The following is a 15,802-nucleotide window of genomic DNA, read 5'->3' on the forward strand; positions in this document are numbered from 1 at the left end:
GCTCATTATAAGCCTGCTTATTATTTCATCAATGTATCAGTTATCAATACGGGATTAGCAATAAAAAAGGCGGTCAGAATGACCGCCTTTGCCAGCACAGGTGGACTTCAGCTTACTTTTCCAATACCTCAATCCGATCGACCTTCTGGAATCCCCGTGGCAGCTTATTACCACGGCGACCGCGCTCGCCGCGGTAATGATCCATCTCTGCGATCTTAATCTTGGTATGACGCTTTCCAGCGTGGACAACCAGCTGGCTCTTACCCCCCAGCACGGCAACACCCACCACAACTTCCTCACGGCTCGCTGCGCGGGCCGAGGTGATATTGATAATCTTATTACCCTTGCCCTTCGCCAACTCAGGCAATTCAGTGACAGGGAATACCAGCATACGTCCTTCCGAGGTTACTGCCGCCAGCAGGGCCTCCTGTGGATTTTCCAGTAAATGAGGTGGCAGCACCTGCGCGCCCTTGGGCAGGGTCAGCATGGCCTTGCCTGCCTTATTGCGCGACTGCAGATCCGAGAGCTTGGCAATAAAGCCATAGCCGGCATCGGAGGCCAGTAAAACCCGTTGTTCGTCCGGCCCCATGAGCAGCCCCTCAAAGGTGGCACCGGAGGGTGGATTGATTCGCCCGCTCAGCGGCTCGCCCTGCCCTCGCGCCGACGGTAGAGTATGGGAGGCAATGGAATAGCTGCGCCCTGTGCTATCAAGTAACAGCGCCGGCTGGTTGCTCTTGCCTCGTGCGGCGAAGCCGAGACTATCCCCAGCCTTGTAACTCAATGCCGCCGCATCAATTTCATGGCCCTTGGCCGCGCGAATCCAACCCTTTTCGGAAACCACAACAGTGATGGGATCGGAAGACAGTAACTCCGCTTCGCTAAACGCTTTGGACTCTTCACGGGCAACGATGGGGGAACGACGCTCATCACCAAATTCTTTGGCCGCCGCCAATAGCTCTTTCTTGATCAGCGTCTTCAGGCGACGTTCGCTATCCAGAGTTTTAGTTAGAGTATCACGCTCTTTCTCCAGCTCAGCCTGCTCACCACGAATTTTCATCTCTTCCAGACGCGCCAACTGACGCAGCTTGGTGTCGAGAATGTAGTCTGCCTGGATATCCGTGAGCTCGAAACTCTCCATCAACTCCTGTTTGGGTTCATCGCTGGTGCGGATAATTTCGATCACCTCATCGAGATTGAGGAAGGCGATCAACTGCCCGGCAAGCAGGTGCAGGCGTTTCTCAACTTTGTCCAGGCGGAACTGTAGGCGGCGGCGGGTGGTAGTTGCCCGGAAAGTCAACCACTCTCGCAGGATCTTATCGAGGGACTTCACCTGGGGGCGGCCATCGATACCGATCATATTCATATTGACGCGGTAGTTGCGCTCAAGATCGGTGGTGGCGAACAGGTGGTTCATCACCGATTCCATATCCACCCGGTTGGATTTCGGCACAATTATCAGGCGCGTGGGATTTTCGTGATCCGACTCATCGCGAAGGTCATTCACCATAGGCAGCTTCTTCGCCTGCATCTGCTGGGCAATCTGCTCCAGCACCTTGGCACCACTCACCTGGTGGGGCAGCGCGGTAATCACGATATCGCCGTCTTCCTTGCTCCATAGGGCGCGCATCTTGATAGAGCCGCGACCGGAAGTGTAAATCTTACGAATATCATCGCGCGGCGTAATTATCTCTGCTTCAGTGGGCATATCCGGGCCGAGAATATGCTCACACAGCTCTTCTACTGTGGACTTGGGGTTTTCCAGCAGCGCCACAGTCGCGTTGACCACTTCGCGCAAGTTGTGCGGCGGAATATCTGTAGCCATACCCACGGCAATACCGGTGGTGCCGTTCAATAGAATATTGGGCACCCGTGCCGGAAGAACACAGGGTTCATCCATGGTGCCGTCAAAGTTCGGCTGCCAATCGACAGTGCCCTGCCCCAATTCCGACAACAGTACTTCCGAATATTTACCCATGCGCGACTCGGTGTAACGCATGGCGGCAAAGGACTTGGGATCATCCGGCGAGCCCCAGTTGCCCTGACCGTCGATCAATGGATAGCGGTAACTGAACGGCTGTGCCATTAACACCATTGCCTCATACACGGCACTATCACCGTGGGGATGGTACTTACCGATCACATCGCCGACCGTACGCGCGGACTTCTTATACTTGGCGGTATTCTTCAGGCCCAGCTCGCTCATGGCATAGACGATACGCCGCTGCACCGGCTTTAGGCCGTCTCCGATATTCGGAAGGGCGCGATCCAGGATCACATACATGGAGTAATCCAGATACGCCTTCTCGGTGTACTCCTTTAACGGCAGGCGCTCTGTGGCCTCATAGACAGAGGTGTCGGTCATACAGCACTCGTTATTCGATTCGGAAGGAGCGGATTATGGCGGACTGGAGCGGGAGGTTCAAAGGGAAGCAATGAGTGTTAAAAAGATATATCGCGGAACTGGAGTAGGAGTAGGAGTAGGAGTAGGAGTAGGAGTAGGAGTAGGAGTAGGAGTAGGAACTAGCTTCCACTTCTCAGCTAACCTAGCAAAGCAGTACAAACCACTGAGTCAAATTCACACGACAGGTGTATAAGCATTTTAGAATACTGGCAGGAAACTAAAACCACTAACTACAAAGTAGTTAGCAAGTAACCCCTGATATGCCTCAACTAAAATTAGAGACACTGAGTATCGGCTCACTTGAAAAAATAGCGCTGGATGTACCGCCGGGAGAAGTCATCTGCCTATCCGGCTCCTCCGGCTCCGGTAAAAGCCGCCTACTCAGAGCTGTGGCTGATATAGAGCCCCATAATGGCAAGATATCTCTTGATGACAAAGAACAGAATAAAATACCTGGCCACCAGTGGCGTCGCCAAGTCATGCTGGTACCGGCACAGAGTGCCTGGTGGTATGAGACTGTCGGTGAACACTTTAATAAACCGATGGACGAAGCCTTAAAGGTATTCGGGTTTCCCGCAGAGGCCACAGGGTGGCAGGTGAGCCGGCTCTCTTCGGGAGAAAAGCAGCGCTTGGCGCTTATTCGCGCTCTCTCCTATGAACCAAGTGCGCTTTTACTGGATGAGCCCACTGCCAATCTGGATGCAGAAACCACGAATAAAGTAGAAAAGTGGCTGCTTGCTAAGATTCAAAAACATCAATACCCGGTAATCTGGGTGGCCCACAGTAAAGAACAGATACAGCGAGTGGGCAGCAGGCATTTTGAGATTCAGGGAAGCCATCTTGTGGAGCGGGAGATATCACAATGAGTGTGATCGACCTGACCTGGTGGCAGTTATCGCTGGCTGCGGCGCTGGTGGTTGCCCTGGCAATTTGCACCCATATCGCACGATTACAGCTCGGCAAGCCACTGATTGTCGCGGCAGTACGCACTGCAGTTCAATTGGCGCTTGTCGGAGTCATACTGGAAGCCCTGTTCGCTGTTGGCACCCTGTTATGGGTCAGCCTGCTGGGATTGGCAATGTTATTGTTTGCCGGGCAACAAGTCGTCTCACGGCAAAAATATCGCCTGCGTGGAGGCTGGAGTTTTGCCATTGGCACTTTATCCATGCTGGTTTCCGCATTTAGCGTCACAATACTGAGTCTAGTGGTGCTAATCGGTCCTCAGCCCTGGTACCAACCTCAATACTCTATTCCCCTCCTGGGAATGCTTCTTGGGAATACCATGACCGGCGTTGCCCTGGGCCTGGATCGACTAACAGAAAGTATGCGGCGCTCAAGCGATATTATTGAAAATCGCCTAATGCTGGGAGAAACCTGGCGGCAAGCCAGTATTGAATTTCGCAGAGACGCAATGCGCGCGGGATTAATGCCAACAATCAATTCGATGGCTGCAGCCGGCATTGTATTTCTGCCAGGTATGATGACTGGGCAGATACTAGCTGGTACATCCCCCACAGTCGCAGTGAAATATCAAATTTTGATTATGTTTACTATTGCTGCTGGTACAGGGTTTGGTACTTTTGTCTCTGTTGGTATGTGTGCGAAACATCTCTTTGATCAGAGAGAGAGGTTATGTATAGATAGATTAAAGGAGTTAAAATCACCTTGATTTAATCTAAGTTACTCAATAGCAGCGCAAGTGTTACAAGACAAATTAAAATACCTTTATTTAGAGTATTAATTGAGTCTGAATTATTATCAAAATATTAAAGCCCCTTTAAAGGTAACCTTCTGGAAAGGTAATTTTCTGGAAAGGTAACCTTCTGGGTATTACTGATTGCTGTGAGCTGAGAATCCCCGACAATATCCCAAGACATACATTCCAAGAATTAAATTCGCCCACGACTTCGATATTTCCATCTTTATTCATAATATCAAAGCCAGGAGTTGCTTCCCGAAATACAGTGGCACCACCATAGGTCAATTCAGCAAGGGGCTTAAACTCACCACTAATATTGTAAGAAATAGGAAAACCAAATTCGACACTTTCAATTTTACCCCAATAGGCTCCCCCAGCTGCAATACAAGCAGAGTCAGTACCCCAACCCCAAAAAACTGGAGCATTGAATAGACTACCTGAGGCTGGTTCCTTGACTGTGCTAAATTCAATAGCCATATAGGTTTCGGGCCCAAATATGCGTGATAAAAGAAGCAGTTTCTCTTGAAATGCCTCTAATGCACTTATGCGAAGACCAATCCGTTTCTCAAGGTCAGGATGTAAATAAGTCTGCTCGATGCCATTAACTCGATCGAGGTAACCAAAAACATCCGTCTTAATAGGAAAGGTATCGGTATACTTGTCTGAAAAATTAGTACCTGAGTCAACTAGCTGTAGTTTCCCATGGAATTCCAGCAACCCATCGGGAGTACACAAATGAAAAAAGACTGGAAAAGGCGTTAACGCTGGCAAACAGCCAGCGTTTTCAAATTAATCACGTAGCTTTTTATGTCCGACCTAAAAATAAAACTAGAGCGGCTATAATCAAACCAACTAACAAAATCCAAACCCCTCTCAACATCAAGGAGCGTGCATATTCTGCCTCTTTATAGCGCAGCGCATAGGGAATACCAGTGATTGGACCCAAGAAAATGGTAATGATACCCCAAACCCAATGCTTGTTACCCAATGCTGTAAGGGCTGCCATTAGTCCCCCAAACCAGCATAAGGTAACACCGATCACACACACCACAAGTGCAATGATTGACCACCACTGGTTGGCCAGGAAAATTTCTACAATTTGAGTTTCTGTCATGGTGACCTATTACTCCCTATTACTACTCGGTCATTAGAATACCTGCTCCCCGGTTGACAACTCTCTGATTATCCATCCAAGCCAGGGAAAGATACCCCCAGTAAGGCGGCACCTATGAATGGCATATAATAACCTTTAAGCGGAGCAAATAGTCTCCTTAAATAAAAACAAGAAAGTTGGCGAGCACTTACTCTCCTGAAAACTCAGTCACAAGCTCTAGTCCCGTGATATTCCTGGTCTCATTGGCAAAAGCATAATATTCCGGCTTTTCATCGATAAAGATCTGATGAGTCATTTTTACTTCTTTAGGTAGATTTAAAATTCCCGCTGGTATTGAATACTGCTGGGTTTCTTTTAAACGGTAAAAAAGATGAGATCCACATTTGGAGCAAAAGCCACGCTCTGCCCAGTCTGAGGAGTCAAATACGGAAATATGCTCCTCTCCAGAGATCTCAACATTGGTTTGGCAGTCCACCGCCAACAAAGGACCACCACCCCACTTTTTACACATTCCGCAGTGGCAGACACCCAAATTTGATGATGGTAACGAGGCCTTAAGGGTAACAGAACCACACAGACAACTTCCTTGTACTTGATTAGTACCGCTCATATTACATCCCCTCTGTAATGAACAACTTTATTATCAGTGTCAGTATTTGCCAGCAAACACTGTCATCAAAAGAAAACTACACGCTTGGAGGGAATCACACAAGGGTTCCGATGAATACTTCTGGACTAAAGATCACACTAAGATCTCTATAAGTTCTCATTTATGAGACTTGGTTCTAACCAAAGTTAGTTATATCTTCCAGCGAGCTTCATAAATTATGAGTCACTTTTCCTATCTTAGACCTGAAGCCTCCCCCCAGGAAATATTCAGTCACTTACATGGTGCAGGACCATCAATATTAAAAACATTTGAAGCAGCAATGAGAAGCCCCTCAGAACTATCTCGTGGAGAACGTGAATTAATAGCAGTATTTATTTCCTCCTTGAATGGATGTCGATACTGCTATCTATCCCATGCAGAAGTCGCACGCGAATATGGAGAGGCAGATGAACTTATAGAAGCTGCGCTTTCAGGTGTTATCACTCAGTTTCCCCAAAAGCTGCAAATAATTTTTAGTTTCGCTGCGAAAGTGGCTGAAAATGCTCATTCGATTTCGAAAGAAGATATTGCAGATGCTATTAGTGCTGGATGGAAGGAGCAAACAATATTAGATGTTGTCTTCGTCGTATCCTGCTTTTCTCTAGTTAATCGCTTAGTATCCGCCGCAGGTATAGAACCCTTATCACAGCAAGGTAATATAGAGGCAGGTAAATTTATTGCGCAACAAGGCTACTATCAAGATAACAAGTCAAAGTAATTTTACAAATCTTGATTAATTTGAAAACTCGACTCTGGGCTGGCCAAAATCTCTTCCATTGTAATCTGGTGCGCAGGGGATCAATTCCGCCGCTGGAATGCCTGCATCAATAAGATATCGCTCAACCTTTCGACTACGCTCTTGTGCCAGCTTCTCAAACTCTTCACGCAAGAAAATAGGGGGGTTATGGTAAAAATCAGCAAGGAGACGGCGGCTACCTCTTAGGCCTACGGTAGACTCAGGATACATTGCGCTCCAGTCTCTGGCATTAGCTATACCGCACACTCCGGGGCGGGCCTTCGGATGTTTATGCAGTACAGTTACCATTTGCTGTAATTGCCCCATAGCCAAACTACTTAATTCTGAGCTGCCAGGAGCAAACTCAATTGAATCAAAGTCTTTTGCCATAAATCGTCCCCACGCCAACTTAACCAGCAGGTAAATTCCATAGGGAGTTAGGTAGCTTAACAAAGCATCGAAGATGGCTTTTTGCAGTAATTCACTGAAGACAAAGGATAGAGAAAACTTAGGATCTCGAATATTACCGGTTACAGGCATTCCAAATTTCACATTTCCCTGGCCATCTTTCAGCAACCATAAAGCCACATTTAATGGGATAATTTTTGATTTAACGGGCAGCTGGTCATCCTTACGAACACGACGCACTTTGATTTTTTCTAGCTCAACATCAGCAAAAGCATTCAATTGATTTTCCCGCACATGAATGCTAACCACCGCGTCCATTTGTCCTTGTAATATCTTATAACCAAGTAACTTAGCCATATAGGGAGTGGCCGGAATAAGATTTACATTCTCCATATACCCCGTTAAATCAGCATCCCATATGTTCTCCCCTAAGTAATCGATAGTTCCCCCCAGTTGAATGTCACCAAAACCACCAGGCCTGCCATTCGCTACCAACACTGCCGGTGGGTGTTCGCCGAGATTACTAAAATGGCTCAAATTTAGATTGATATCACGTACGGGCAGCCGAGCTCGAAACTCGTCCTGCCGATCAACCCAGGTGAAAGTGCCATGTCGAAGATGAACATCCCTTATATGGTAGGAAAGGGGGTCATTTTTTTCTCTCTCAACAGAAAGTCTGTTTACCCCTTTAAACCCTCTTAGCTCAGCTATTTCTTGCTTTATTGGGAATCTACCCCGCTCATCCCGCACTAAAATAAACCGCGGCTGTAGAAAATCAATAAATTCTACATTTAGTAATTTATAACGCCTATCGAAACTAAATCCTTCAATATGCAGTAATCTAAAGTCCCCCACTGTGCTATGTCGATGATACTCTGGCTCAACTGGATTCCTGTTAAAAAAGTGAAAATGAACCGCTTCCCCCCAGGAAAATCGCCACTCCTGAGCACTGATCGCAAATTGTGAAAGCGTTATACTCTCCCCCTCCACTAGCAGTTCACCTTGGGGAGAAAAAAGATCAACTTTTTTAGCCTTTAGTAAATTGAACTCCAGGCCCTGTCCAGCTGTAAAACCTCCATCCAGCTCCAAATCCCCCAGCCTGAAACAATGATCTCCCTCATCGAAATAGCCGTTGGGTATACAACTGGCAATATTATTCAATTGCAACTGCTGTACATGCACTGATCCAGAGCTGAAGCGTAGTTGTCTCACCCGTAGACTTTCTGTTTTTAACAGCTGTTCCGGTAGTGCCTGCGAAAATCCTGCTGCATGCATCTGTATATTTGCCGAACTAATATCGAAGACTTTAAATATTCTTCCGGAAAGCGTATTTTTACTTACTACTTTGCCAAGTTTCAGCCGTTCTAACTGATAACAAGGCGCTATCTTTCGGTCTTTAAGTAATCCTGCCGGAAGACAACCACTTATGTTGCCAACTTGTATCAGTGATTTCCCCTCGAAGGAAATATTATCCAATTGCAAGTTAGGTACCCTAATCGGTTTAGTATTTCTACGCACTAAAGACAATCCACTTAGCTCCATTGAACCCTTTAGAGAAAATGGTCTACTGAGTGATATTTTTTGCACACCAGGCATCAGGAGCTGGTCGAGCCCATAGCAACGTCGCGTATCCCCTGGGCTAGCCTGTTTCAATAGATGAATATTTACCTTCCTGTCGGAGTCAGGTAAACAGACCCTGATATTTTCCAGGCGAAAATTCGTAACGGAAAAATCTCCATCACCATCCCAGGTCATGCGCTGCCAGCTCATCTGTTGCAAGCCAGCCTGCAAGTAATTATTCCCTTTTTGCCAAAAAGCAACTGGTGCAGTTTGCATAGGTCCAAAATCCAAAAGAGCTGTATTTTCATTTAATCCAATACGAACCGGTCCTCTATTGAAGCGCAATCGAGGAGTTTCAATGCAATCAGCCAGCTGAAACCTATTTGCCTCACTAGGTAATAGCCTGTGCAAACCACAGATAAGAATGTTATCAATTTCCAGATGGTACAGATCGAGTGTATTGTGCGAGAAGGCGATTTTATCGACGGACAGCTTTGAGAGCTGCCAAAGTGGTTCTCCTGTTCCTATAGAAGTAAATTCTGTCTCTCCAATAGATAAGCCGCTACTACCAACTGAGTATATTTCTTTACTGAACACACAATGTGGCAATCGTTCTGCGGAATTTAAATGGCTAGGCAAGCAGGCAAATAGCGACTCTATGGATAAGTCCTGCATTTCTACCATAGAGTCTTGTGTGTTATTGCCAGACCATAGAAACTCCAGCTCAGGTATGGATAGTTTCTGGATTTCCAGTAATGGAATATTGCCACTTCCCAAAAGCTGCAGTTGCTCAATATCGCTGTCATCCAGATTACCCGATACCCGATCATGCCCAGCCTCCAGTTTAAAGTGCCCTCCGAGTTGCACTGTTTGCAATTCCACACATCGCAGCTTTTGGGTCAAAGTACTCTCTAAATCTGGCAGGCAGGCATGCAACTGGCCGACTGAGCTTTCGGGTAAGGCAATATAAGTGCTAAACGTATCAGCAGGAACAATACGAATCCTGGCCAATGGCAAGTTAAGGTCGGCCAGGTTAAGCAGGGGTCTGTTCTGTACAGTAGCTGCAGTGGCGCGGCCAATAGAAAGCTCCGCAGTGGCAAAATCCACCCCCCCCAGCCAGGCCAGCACAAGGGGGCGCTCTTGTTGCAGGTCGCGCACATCAAAGCAGGCTGGCATTTCCTGCGCTGCTGCTGACGAACGGTAAATCAATTTTGCCCATTCAGGGGGCAAACACCCATCCAATCGAAGGAGGGAGCTGCTCTGTAGCTTGAAATTAGGGGCACGAATACTGGCCAATGCCATACTCAGAGCCTCTCTCCCTGTTTTCGATTCCCTAAGGCGCCCCTTTTCCTTACCGTAATCCTCTTGCCCCACAGCGCCTTCCGTAGCTGAAAAGGCATTGGCCCATGGGTCCTCAACAGGTTCACGGCGAAAATACCCTTCACCGGTGCTGAATTTTTGCAGCAGAAGCCCCTTATTACCTCCTCTAGATTCTCCCAATAACAGCCGTTGCACTCCCAGCTTACCAAAGATGGCATAACCATCCTCACCACCTTGCCAGGCAAAATTCCCACGTCCATCCAGGCTATTCAGTTGCGCACAAAGTGGTTCCCAGCCCGTAGGCAACAATCCTCGCGACATGCAACCGGAAAGGGACTCGAGGGAAAAATTCTGAATCGAATAAGGTGTGTCGACACCCAAGGTATCAATTCCACGCCACTTTAATTTTTGCAATTGCAGCTGTTCTTCACCGAGTCCAGACAGCTTGAGCTGAGCAAGAGATAATGGTCCACTGGCAAAGCCCCAGGGAATTTCTAGTGGGGAAGAGCCGAAGCGTAAGGCAGCTTTTTCCTTAGCCCGCAAACCGACCAAACGTACGCAGTGATCCGGTTTTTTCCACATATCGCCGGGGACACAACCATTGGCAGTTCCCACCGCCAAGCTGTCCACAGCTAGGATGCGACTGGTGACATCAAATTCCAATGAACCCAATGCTGCTTGCTGAGCGGTTAAAGGCTGGCGATGGGGTTGAGCAACATCGAGATAGCGCAACTGCTGCGCAGCACTGGTTCCGGTTGTAATTTTAAGTCGATGGCTCCAGTCAAAAGTGGTTGGTTCAGGCACCTGCAAAGTGGTTGCGCGGATACAAAAATGATGATTGTTATCACGCAGGTGCTTAGGGCACCAATCAAATGCAGTAGCCCGGCCCCTGCGCCAATGTATCCGCTTTATTGAGCGGACAAAATCGAAGTCACGAATAGTGATGGTTCCAGCGCGCCAATCCTGCCAACGCTGATTACTCTGCCGGAGTAAGACGCCCTCCCCACTCGCATAACGCCAATGTGCCAATCCTTCACGGCCAAACCCAAATCGAAGATCACCTTCAACATTGAGGCGACGCGCAGCAGCGCAGTGGCCAACCAGGCGCTGTAAGCCGCGAATTGCATCAGCCCACTTCTGAGGCGGACAGCCAGAAAAAAGCTCTGCTTGAAAGGATTCCGCTCCGGTACGCAAACTTGGCCAACGGAAATCTCCTTGCTTCAAGTGCAGATGCGCCAAAGTAGTATTGTAATGTGTCGAATTTTTTTCCCTGGCCAACAATTCCTCTAATTGGATATCTGTAGCTGCGATATTGACCTTGAGGGGCACATCTCCCTTGCGCCACAGCCCCAGCAAAAAATCCTCTATTTTTGCATCGCCAACATAGGCACAGGTCGCAGTTGGCCAGACAGGCCGGTGGCGATAACAGAGTTCACTATCGCGTATCCTGGCCCAGCCGATACCCATTTTAAAATCACGATCCCTGCGCTTCACCTCTCCCAAGTCCCAGCCGCCCACTTCCCATTCCCGGTATTTTTCTCCGGGAACGGATTGCAAATCCATGTAGGCGCCACTTACCGAGGCGCGTGGTAAGTGGGCTCGCCCGCGCAGCAACTGCCACCAGCTGTAATCCAGTGTTACTTCACGTGCGGCAAACCCCCTTCCTTCACGATTGGAAGCACGCACCCCTACAGCCAGCACAGACAAATCTAGTAGGGACACCCGGAAATAGTCGGCATGAAAATCCAGGCCCCGCTCAGCCAGCCAGGCATCTGTTTTATCTCGCACGAAGTCCGAGGCGAAGATAGAAAAGCCTTCCAGTAGCAATAAGCCACCAACCAACCACCAAAGCAGATGGCGAAACTTAGTGTATTGATGGACGGGCTCTGGTGGCATTGGGAAAATAGCGCCGCAAAAAATAAATTAAGCGCAAGCTGCAACGACAGCCAAGCCAATAAAGTAAAGACCAGCACCTGTGTATTTTTTTACCCTGGCGCTTCGATTCGCGATAATAGGAGCCGGTGTCGTGCTATAGGTCTCACTTCAACTCATGCTGTCTACTATTTATCCAGAAGTGAATTTGCACGGCGGAAGAATTTGGCAGGCGATCAGGTTATATATCGCTGCGACCATTCCATTAAGTGAGCAATGAGTGAAATGCAGGAGCACCCAAATTACCAGGATATCGTTCTGGTCGGCGGTGGCCACGCCCATGCCATAGTGCTGCAAATGTGGGCTATGAACCCACTACCAGGCGCGCGTCTAACACTGGTTTCCCCACAAGTACAAACCGCCTATTCAGGCATGCTACCTGGTATGGTAGCGGGCCACTATTCATTGGATGACACCCATATAGATTTGATCCGGCTATGCCGTGCGGCTGGGGCTCGCTTTGTGCAGGCCTGTGCGCACCATATTGATCCCGAAGAACGTAAAATTTCCTTGTTGGGGCGCCCGCCACTGGAGTATGACCTACTGTCATTGGATGTGGGCGCGACTCCCGCACGGGAGCTGCCGGGTTCGGAGTTAGCAATCCCAATCAAGCCCATCGGGCACTTCTATCCTTTTTGGCAGAAACTTTTACAACATGTGCATAAGACCCGGGCACCGCTAAAACTCGGCATTGTCGGCGGTGGTGCTGGTGGCTGTGAACTGGCCATGGCAATGGCCCACGCACTGGAGGAGCAAATTTATTCCGGGCGTGTGCAGGTACACCTGATTCACGCCACGGAAAGAATCCCCCAAGGCTATCCACTGCTTGCACGCAAGCTTGCAGAGCGCGAACTCGACCGTCTCGGAGTACAGCTGCATCACAACTGGCCTGTTCAGGAGATTACAGAACAAGGCGTACGCAATAAATGCGGCGACCTGCTGGAACTCGACCAGGTACTCCTCTCCACTAATGCTTGTGCACCGCCATGGTTGGCTGATTCACAGCTTGCCCTGGATGAAAAGGGCTTTGTGCTGGTGGATCGCAGGCTGCGTGCCCAGGGCCGACAGGAAATTTTCGCTTGTGGTGATGTGGCCAGCTTTTCAGCAGAGCCACTGCCCAAAGCCGGCGTCTACGCCGTTCGCCAGGGGCCAATTCTATTCCATAACCTGCGCGCCACTCTCACTGGTCACCCGCTAAAGAGCTATCGCCCGCAAAAGAGCTTCCTGAGCTTGCTATCCTGTGGCGGCAAACGCGCCATCGCTGTACGCAATGGGATTGCCGTCTCAGGTGACCTGCTATGGCGCTGGAAAGACCATATTGATCGCACTTTTATGCAGCGCTTTAGCGACCTGCCCGTTGCTATGGAGGAAATGCCTGAGGCCCAACCCCGTGAAGTATTAACCCAACGCAACGGCATCTCATTGTCGGGTATGCGCTGCAACGGCTGTGGTGCCAAAGTCGGCGCAGAAGTTTTACGCCGCGCCTTACAGAAATTGCCCCCCCAGCAGTCAGAATATCTTTTACGTGGCGTGGGCGATGATGCCGCAGTGATGGACCTGCCCCCAGGCCAGTTGCTGGTCCAAAGCTCAGACCAGTTGAGGTCTATGGTGGCGGACCCCTGGTTGTTTGGACGAATTGCCACACTGCATGCACTCTCAGACTTGTTCGCCATGCATGCGCGCCCCGTCAGTGCACAAGTGCTGGCAACCCTGCCTACCGCCGCAGCAGAAATTACCCAACGAGATTTACAACAACTATTGGCCGGGGCCATTTACGAACTCAACCGCCACAATTGCACCCTATCCGGTGGTCATACTGCCGAAGGCGCGGAGATGCAGTTAGGGCTCACGGTGAATGGCTTGGCGGAACGTGAGCAGTTACTGGAAAAAAGCGGAGCTCGCGAGGGAGATTGCCTGGTGCTGAGCAAACCCCTCGGCATAGGCACAATTCTCGCAGCGGAGGGTATGGGTGAAGCTGAGGGGCGCTGGGTGCAGAAGGCCCTGGAGTGCATGCTGCTCAGCAATGCGAACGCAGCCGAAGTACTTGCCCAGCACAGCGCACGCGCCTTAACAGATGTTACAGGATTCGGCCTGCTCGGCCATCTGCTGGAAATGCTCGACGCCGATAAGCTTGGCGCCACACTAATCGCCGAACAACTTCCGCTGATTCCGGGTGCCGCTAAGTGTATCGAGCGCGGCTGGCTCTCCAGTCTGCAACCGCAGAACGCACGCGCCTACCTTTCTGTGGAAAACCCTCAGGAGTGGCAATCCCTTCCACACTGGGCACTGCTCGCAGATCCACAGACCAGTGGTGGGCTGCTCTCCGCCTTACCACAGGAACACGCTGAGGCCTGTGTGCGTGACCTGCTACAAAGCGGCTGCAGCCAGGCTGCAATCATTGGCGTTATCACCCACACTGATGGAGTGAAGCCCAGTGTGCGCCTGCAACGAGAAGGAAACTGGCGCCAGCTGATAACTCGCGACAATGAGGCGGTGCAAAGCCAGGTTTAAGTTGCCTCCAATACCGATGAGAGAGATACTGGCGCCAGAACAAGCGCCGGCAACCAAGTATTCCGGCGTATAGGTCTTCACAGATTGGGGAGTCGGCTTTTTAGCAATCGACAGGAAGACCAATCACCATGAAGAAAATCGTGATTGTTGGCGGAGGCGCCAGCGGCCTCCATCTGGCCACACGACTCGGACACTACTTCAACTTTACCCGGGGGCTGCCACGACGGCGTAAAACTCCCGCCGTACAAGTAACTCTGGTCGATAAAAATCGTACCCATATCTGGAAACCCCTGCTCCACCAAGTCGCTGCCGGCGCACTTGACGCCAATATGGACGCGCTCAATTATCAGGTTCATGCCCGCGCTAACGGTTATGAATTCCAACTTGGTGCACTGGAGTCCCTCGACAGGAAAAGACAAGTGCTGACACTTGGCCCTGTCAAGGACGACGACGGTGACGAACTGGTGCCGTCACGGGAGCTGGAGTACGACTACCTGGTGCTGTGCATCGGCAGCCAGAGTAATGACTTCAGTACTCCGGGAGTCCGCGAACACTGTGTGTTCCTCGATAGCAGCGAGCAAGCACAGAAATTCCACCAACAGTTGCTCAATCATTTTTTGCGCTTGGAAACCCATGTCGAGGAAAAACTGCAAATTGCTATCGTCGGCGGCGGTGCTACCGGCGTGGAGCTGTCCGCAGAGCTGGTAGATGCCAGTAAGTTAATGGGAAATTACGGCCGCATTCGCTCCAATGCCATTGAGATAACGGTCATTGAAGCCGGCCCACACCTACTACCAGCACTACCCGCGCGGCTGGGCAATAACGCCGAACGGGAATTGGCAAAGATGGGAGTGCGTGTGCTCACTGGCTGCAATATCGCCAGCGCCAGCGCCACGGACCTGACAACCCGCGACGGAGAGAAAATTCCTGCAACGATCCGCGTCTGGGCTGCCGGGGTAAAAGCCCCCGAGTTTCTCACCCACCTGGATGGCCTCGCCACTAATCGCCTCAACCAAATTGAAGTGACAACCACTCTGCAGACCCAAAGCGATCCAAAAATATTCGCCATGGGAGACTGTGCCAGCTGTATAGATGGAGATGAACAAAGAGTGCCACCCCGCGCCCAGGCTGCACAGCAGATGGCTACTCTGACTGCCGACAATCTGGTCGCCCTGATTGAAGACAAACCGTTGGAACATTTCTACTATCGCGATCGCGGCTCACTGGTCTCCCTGAGTAAGTACACTGCGATAGGTAACCTGATGGGCGCCCTGGTAAAAGGCAGCCTCACCGTAGAGGGGCGCATTGCCGGTTTTGCCTACCGCTCCCTCTACCGGATGCACTTGGCAGCGATTCACGGCTGGCCAAAGGCCATGCTGCTCTATCTGGTCGGCCAGGCCAATCGCGCGGTCAGCCCACGGCTAAAATTGCATTAGACCAAACACTCTGATTTGACTCACCACAGGGATTCG

At 50.0% G+C, this 15,802-nt stretch carries 10 protein-coding genes; 5 read left to right on the plus strand and 5 right to left on the minus strand.

Annotated features, from left to right (window positions below):
* Positions 1–112: 112 nt before the first annotated feature.
* Positions 113–2,362, minus strand: a complete 2,250-nt coding sequence (gene parC, locus ACJJJB_RS16480) for a DNA topoisomerase IV subunit A (RefSeq protein ID WP_445365176.1) — start codon at positions 2,360–2,362, stop codon at positions 113–115.
* 299 nt (positions 2,363–2,661) lie between these two features.
* On the opposite strand from parC, the gene ACJJJB_RS16485 reads away from it, so the two are divergent.
* Together ACJJJB_RS16485 and ACJJJB_RS16490 are read left to right on the plus strand one after the other, a co-directional pair.
* Positions 2,662–3,267 (plus strand): ABC transporter ATP-binding protein, encoded by a 606-nt coding sequence (locus ACJJJB_RS16485; RefSeq protein ID WP_353375610.1) that lies wholly within the window; start codon positions 2,662–2,664, stop codon positions 3,265–3,267.
* The gene (locus ACJJJB_RS16490) at positions 3,264–4,070 is read left to right on the plus strand and encodes an ABC transporter permease (protein ID WP_020414433.1); all 807 of its coding nucleotides are present in this window, start codon (positions 3,264–3,266) and stop codon (positions 4,068–4,070) included. Before ACJJJB_RS16485 ends, ACJJJB_RS16490 begins: the two co-directional genes overlap by 4 nt.
* Positions 4,071–4,178: 108 nt before the next feature.
* Here the strand turns inward: ACJJJB_RS16490 and ACJJJB_RS16495 are convergent, their stop codons facing one another.
* From ACJJJB_RS16495 to ACJJJB_RS16505, 3 genes are all read right to left on the minus strand, one after another.
* On the minus strand, positions 4,179–4,871 hold the full coding sequence (locus ACJJJB_RS16495; protein ID WP_444946098.1) for a hypothetical protein: 693 nt from the start codon (positions 4,869–4,871) through the stop codon (positions 4,179–4,181).
* Between the two features lie 34 nt (positions 4,872–4,905).
* Positions 4,906–5,214 carry a hypothetical protein gene (locus tag ACJJJB_RS16500; RefSeq protein ID WP_020414430.1) on the minus strand — a complete coding sequence of 103 codons (309 nt, stop codon included), beginning with the start codon at positions 5,212–5,214 and terminating at the stop codon, positions 4,906–4,908.
* Positions 5,215–5,401: 187 nt separating this feature from the next.
* Complete coding sequence (locus ACJJJB_RS16505) at positions 5,402–5,824, minus strand: GFA family protein (RefSeq protein WP_282952364.1); 423 nt, start codon at positions 5,822–5,824, stop codon at positions 5,402–5,404.
* Positions 5,825–6,041: 217 nt separating this feature from the next.
* Here ACJJJB_RS16505 and ACJJJB_RS16510 point away from each other — a divergent pair, with 217 nt between their 5' ends.
* Complete coding sequence (locus ACJJJB_RS16510; protein WP_353375607.1) at positions 6,042–6,581, plus strand: carboxymuconolactone decarboxylase family protein; 540 nt, start codon at positions 6,042–6,044, stop codon at positions 6,579–6,581.
* Positions 6,582–6,596: 15 nt separating this feature from the next.
* On the opposite strand, the gene ACJJJB_RS16515 is transcribed toward ACJJJB_RS16510, so the two are convergent.
* Complete coding sequence (locus tag ACJJJB_RS16515) at positions 6,597–11,783, minus strand: DUF748 domain-containing protein (RefSeq protein ID WP_444946097.1); 5,187 nt, start codon at positions 11,781–11,783, stop codon at positions 6,597–6,599.
* 252 nt (positions 11,784–12,035) lie between these two features.
* On the opposite strand from ACJJJB_RS16515, the gene ACJJJB_RS16520 reads away from it, so the two are divergent.
* On the plus strand, positions 12,036–14,330 hold the full coding sequence (locus ACJJJB_RS16520; protein ID WP_444946096.1) for a slr1591 family oxidoreductase: 2,295 nt from the start codon (positions 12,036–12,038) through the stop codon (positions 14,328–14,330).
* 128 nt (positions 14,331–14,458) lie between these two features.
* On the plus strand, positions 14,459–15,766 hold the full coding sequence (locus ACJJJB_RS16525) for an NAD(P)/FAD-dependent oxidoreductase (RefSeq protein ID WP_444902594.1): 1,308 nt from the start codon (positions 14,459–14,461) through the stop codon (positions 15,764–15,766).
* The last annotated feature ends 36 nt before the right edge of the window (positions 15,767–15,802 follow it).

The organism is Microbulbifer variabilis (assembly GCF_052468405.1).

Coding starts and splice junctions, on each gene's coding strand:
- parC (WP_445365176.1), bottom strand. CDS start 2,362: ATGACCGACACCTCTGTCTATGAGGCCACAGAGCGCCTGCCGTTAAAG.
- ACJJJB_RS16485 (WP_353375610.1), top strand. CDS start 2,662: ATGCCTCAACTAAAATTAGAGACACTGAGTATCGGCTCACTTGAAAAA.
- ACJJJB_RS16490 (WP_020414433.1), top strand. CDS start 3,264: ATGAGTGTGATCGACCTGACCTGGTGGCAGTTATCGCTGGCTGCGGCG.
- ACJJJB_RS16500 (WP_020414430.1), bottom strand. CDS start 5,214: ATGACAGAAACTCAAATTGTAGAAATTTTCCTGGCCAACCAGTGGTGG.
- ACJJJB_RS16505 (WP_282952364.1), bottom strand. CDS start 5,824: ATGAGCGGTACTAATCAAGTACAAGGAAGTTGTCTGTGTGGTTCTGTT.
- ACJJJB_RS16510 (WP_353375607.1), top strand. CDS start 6,042: ATGAGTCACTTTTCCTATCTTAGACCTGAAGCCTCCCCCCAGGAAATA.
- ACJJJB_RS16515 (WP_444946097.1), bottom strand. CDS start 11,783: ATGCCACCAGAGCCCGTCCATCAATACACTAAGTTTCGCCATCTGCTT.
- ACJJJB_RS16520 (WP_444946096.1), top strand. CDS start 12,036: ATGAGTGAAATGCAGGAGCACCCAAATTACCAGGATATCGTTCTGGTC.
- ACJJJB_RS16525 (WP_444902594.1), top strand. CDS start 14,459: ATGAAGAAAATCGTGATTGTTGGCGGAGGCGCCAGCGGCCTCCATCTG.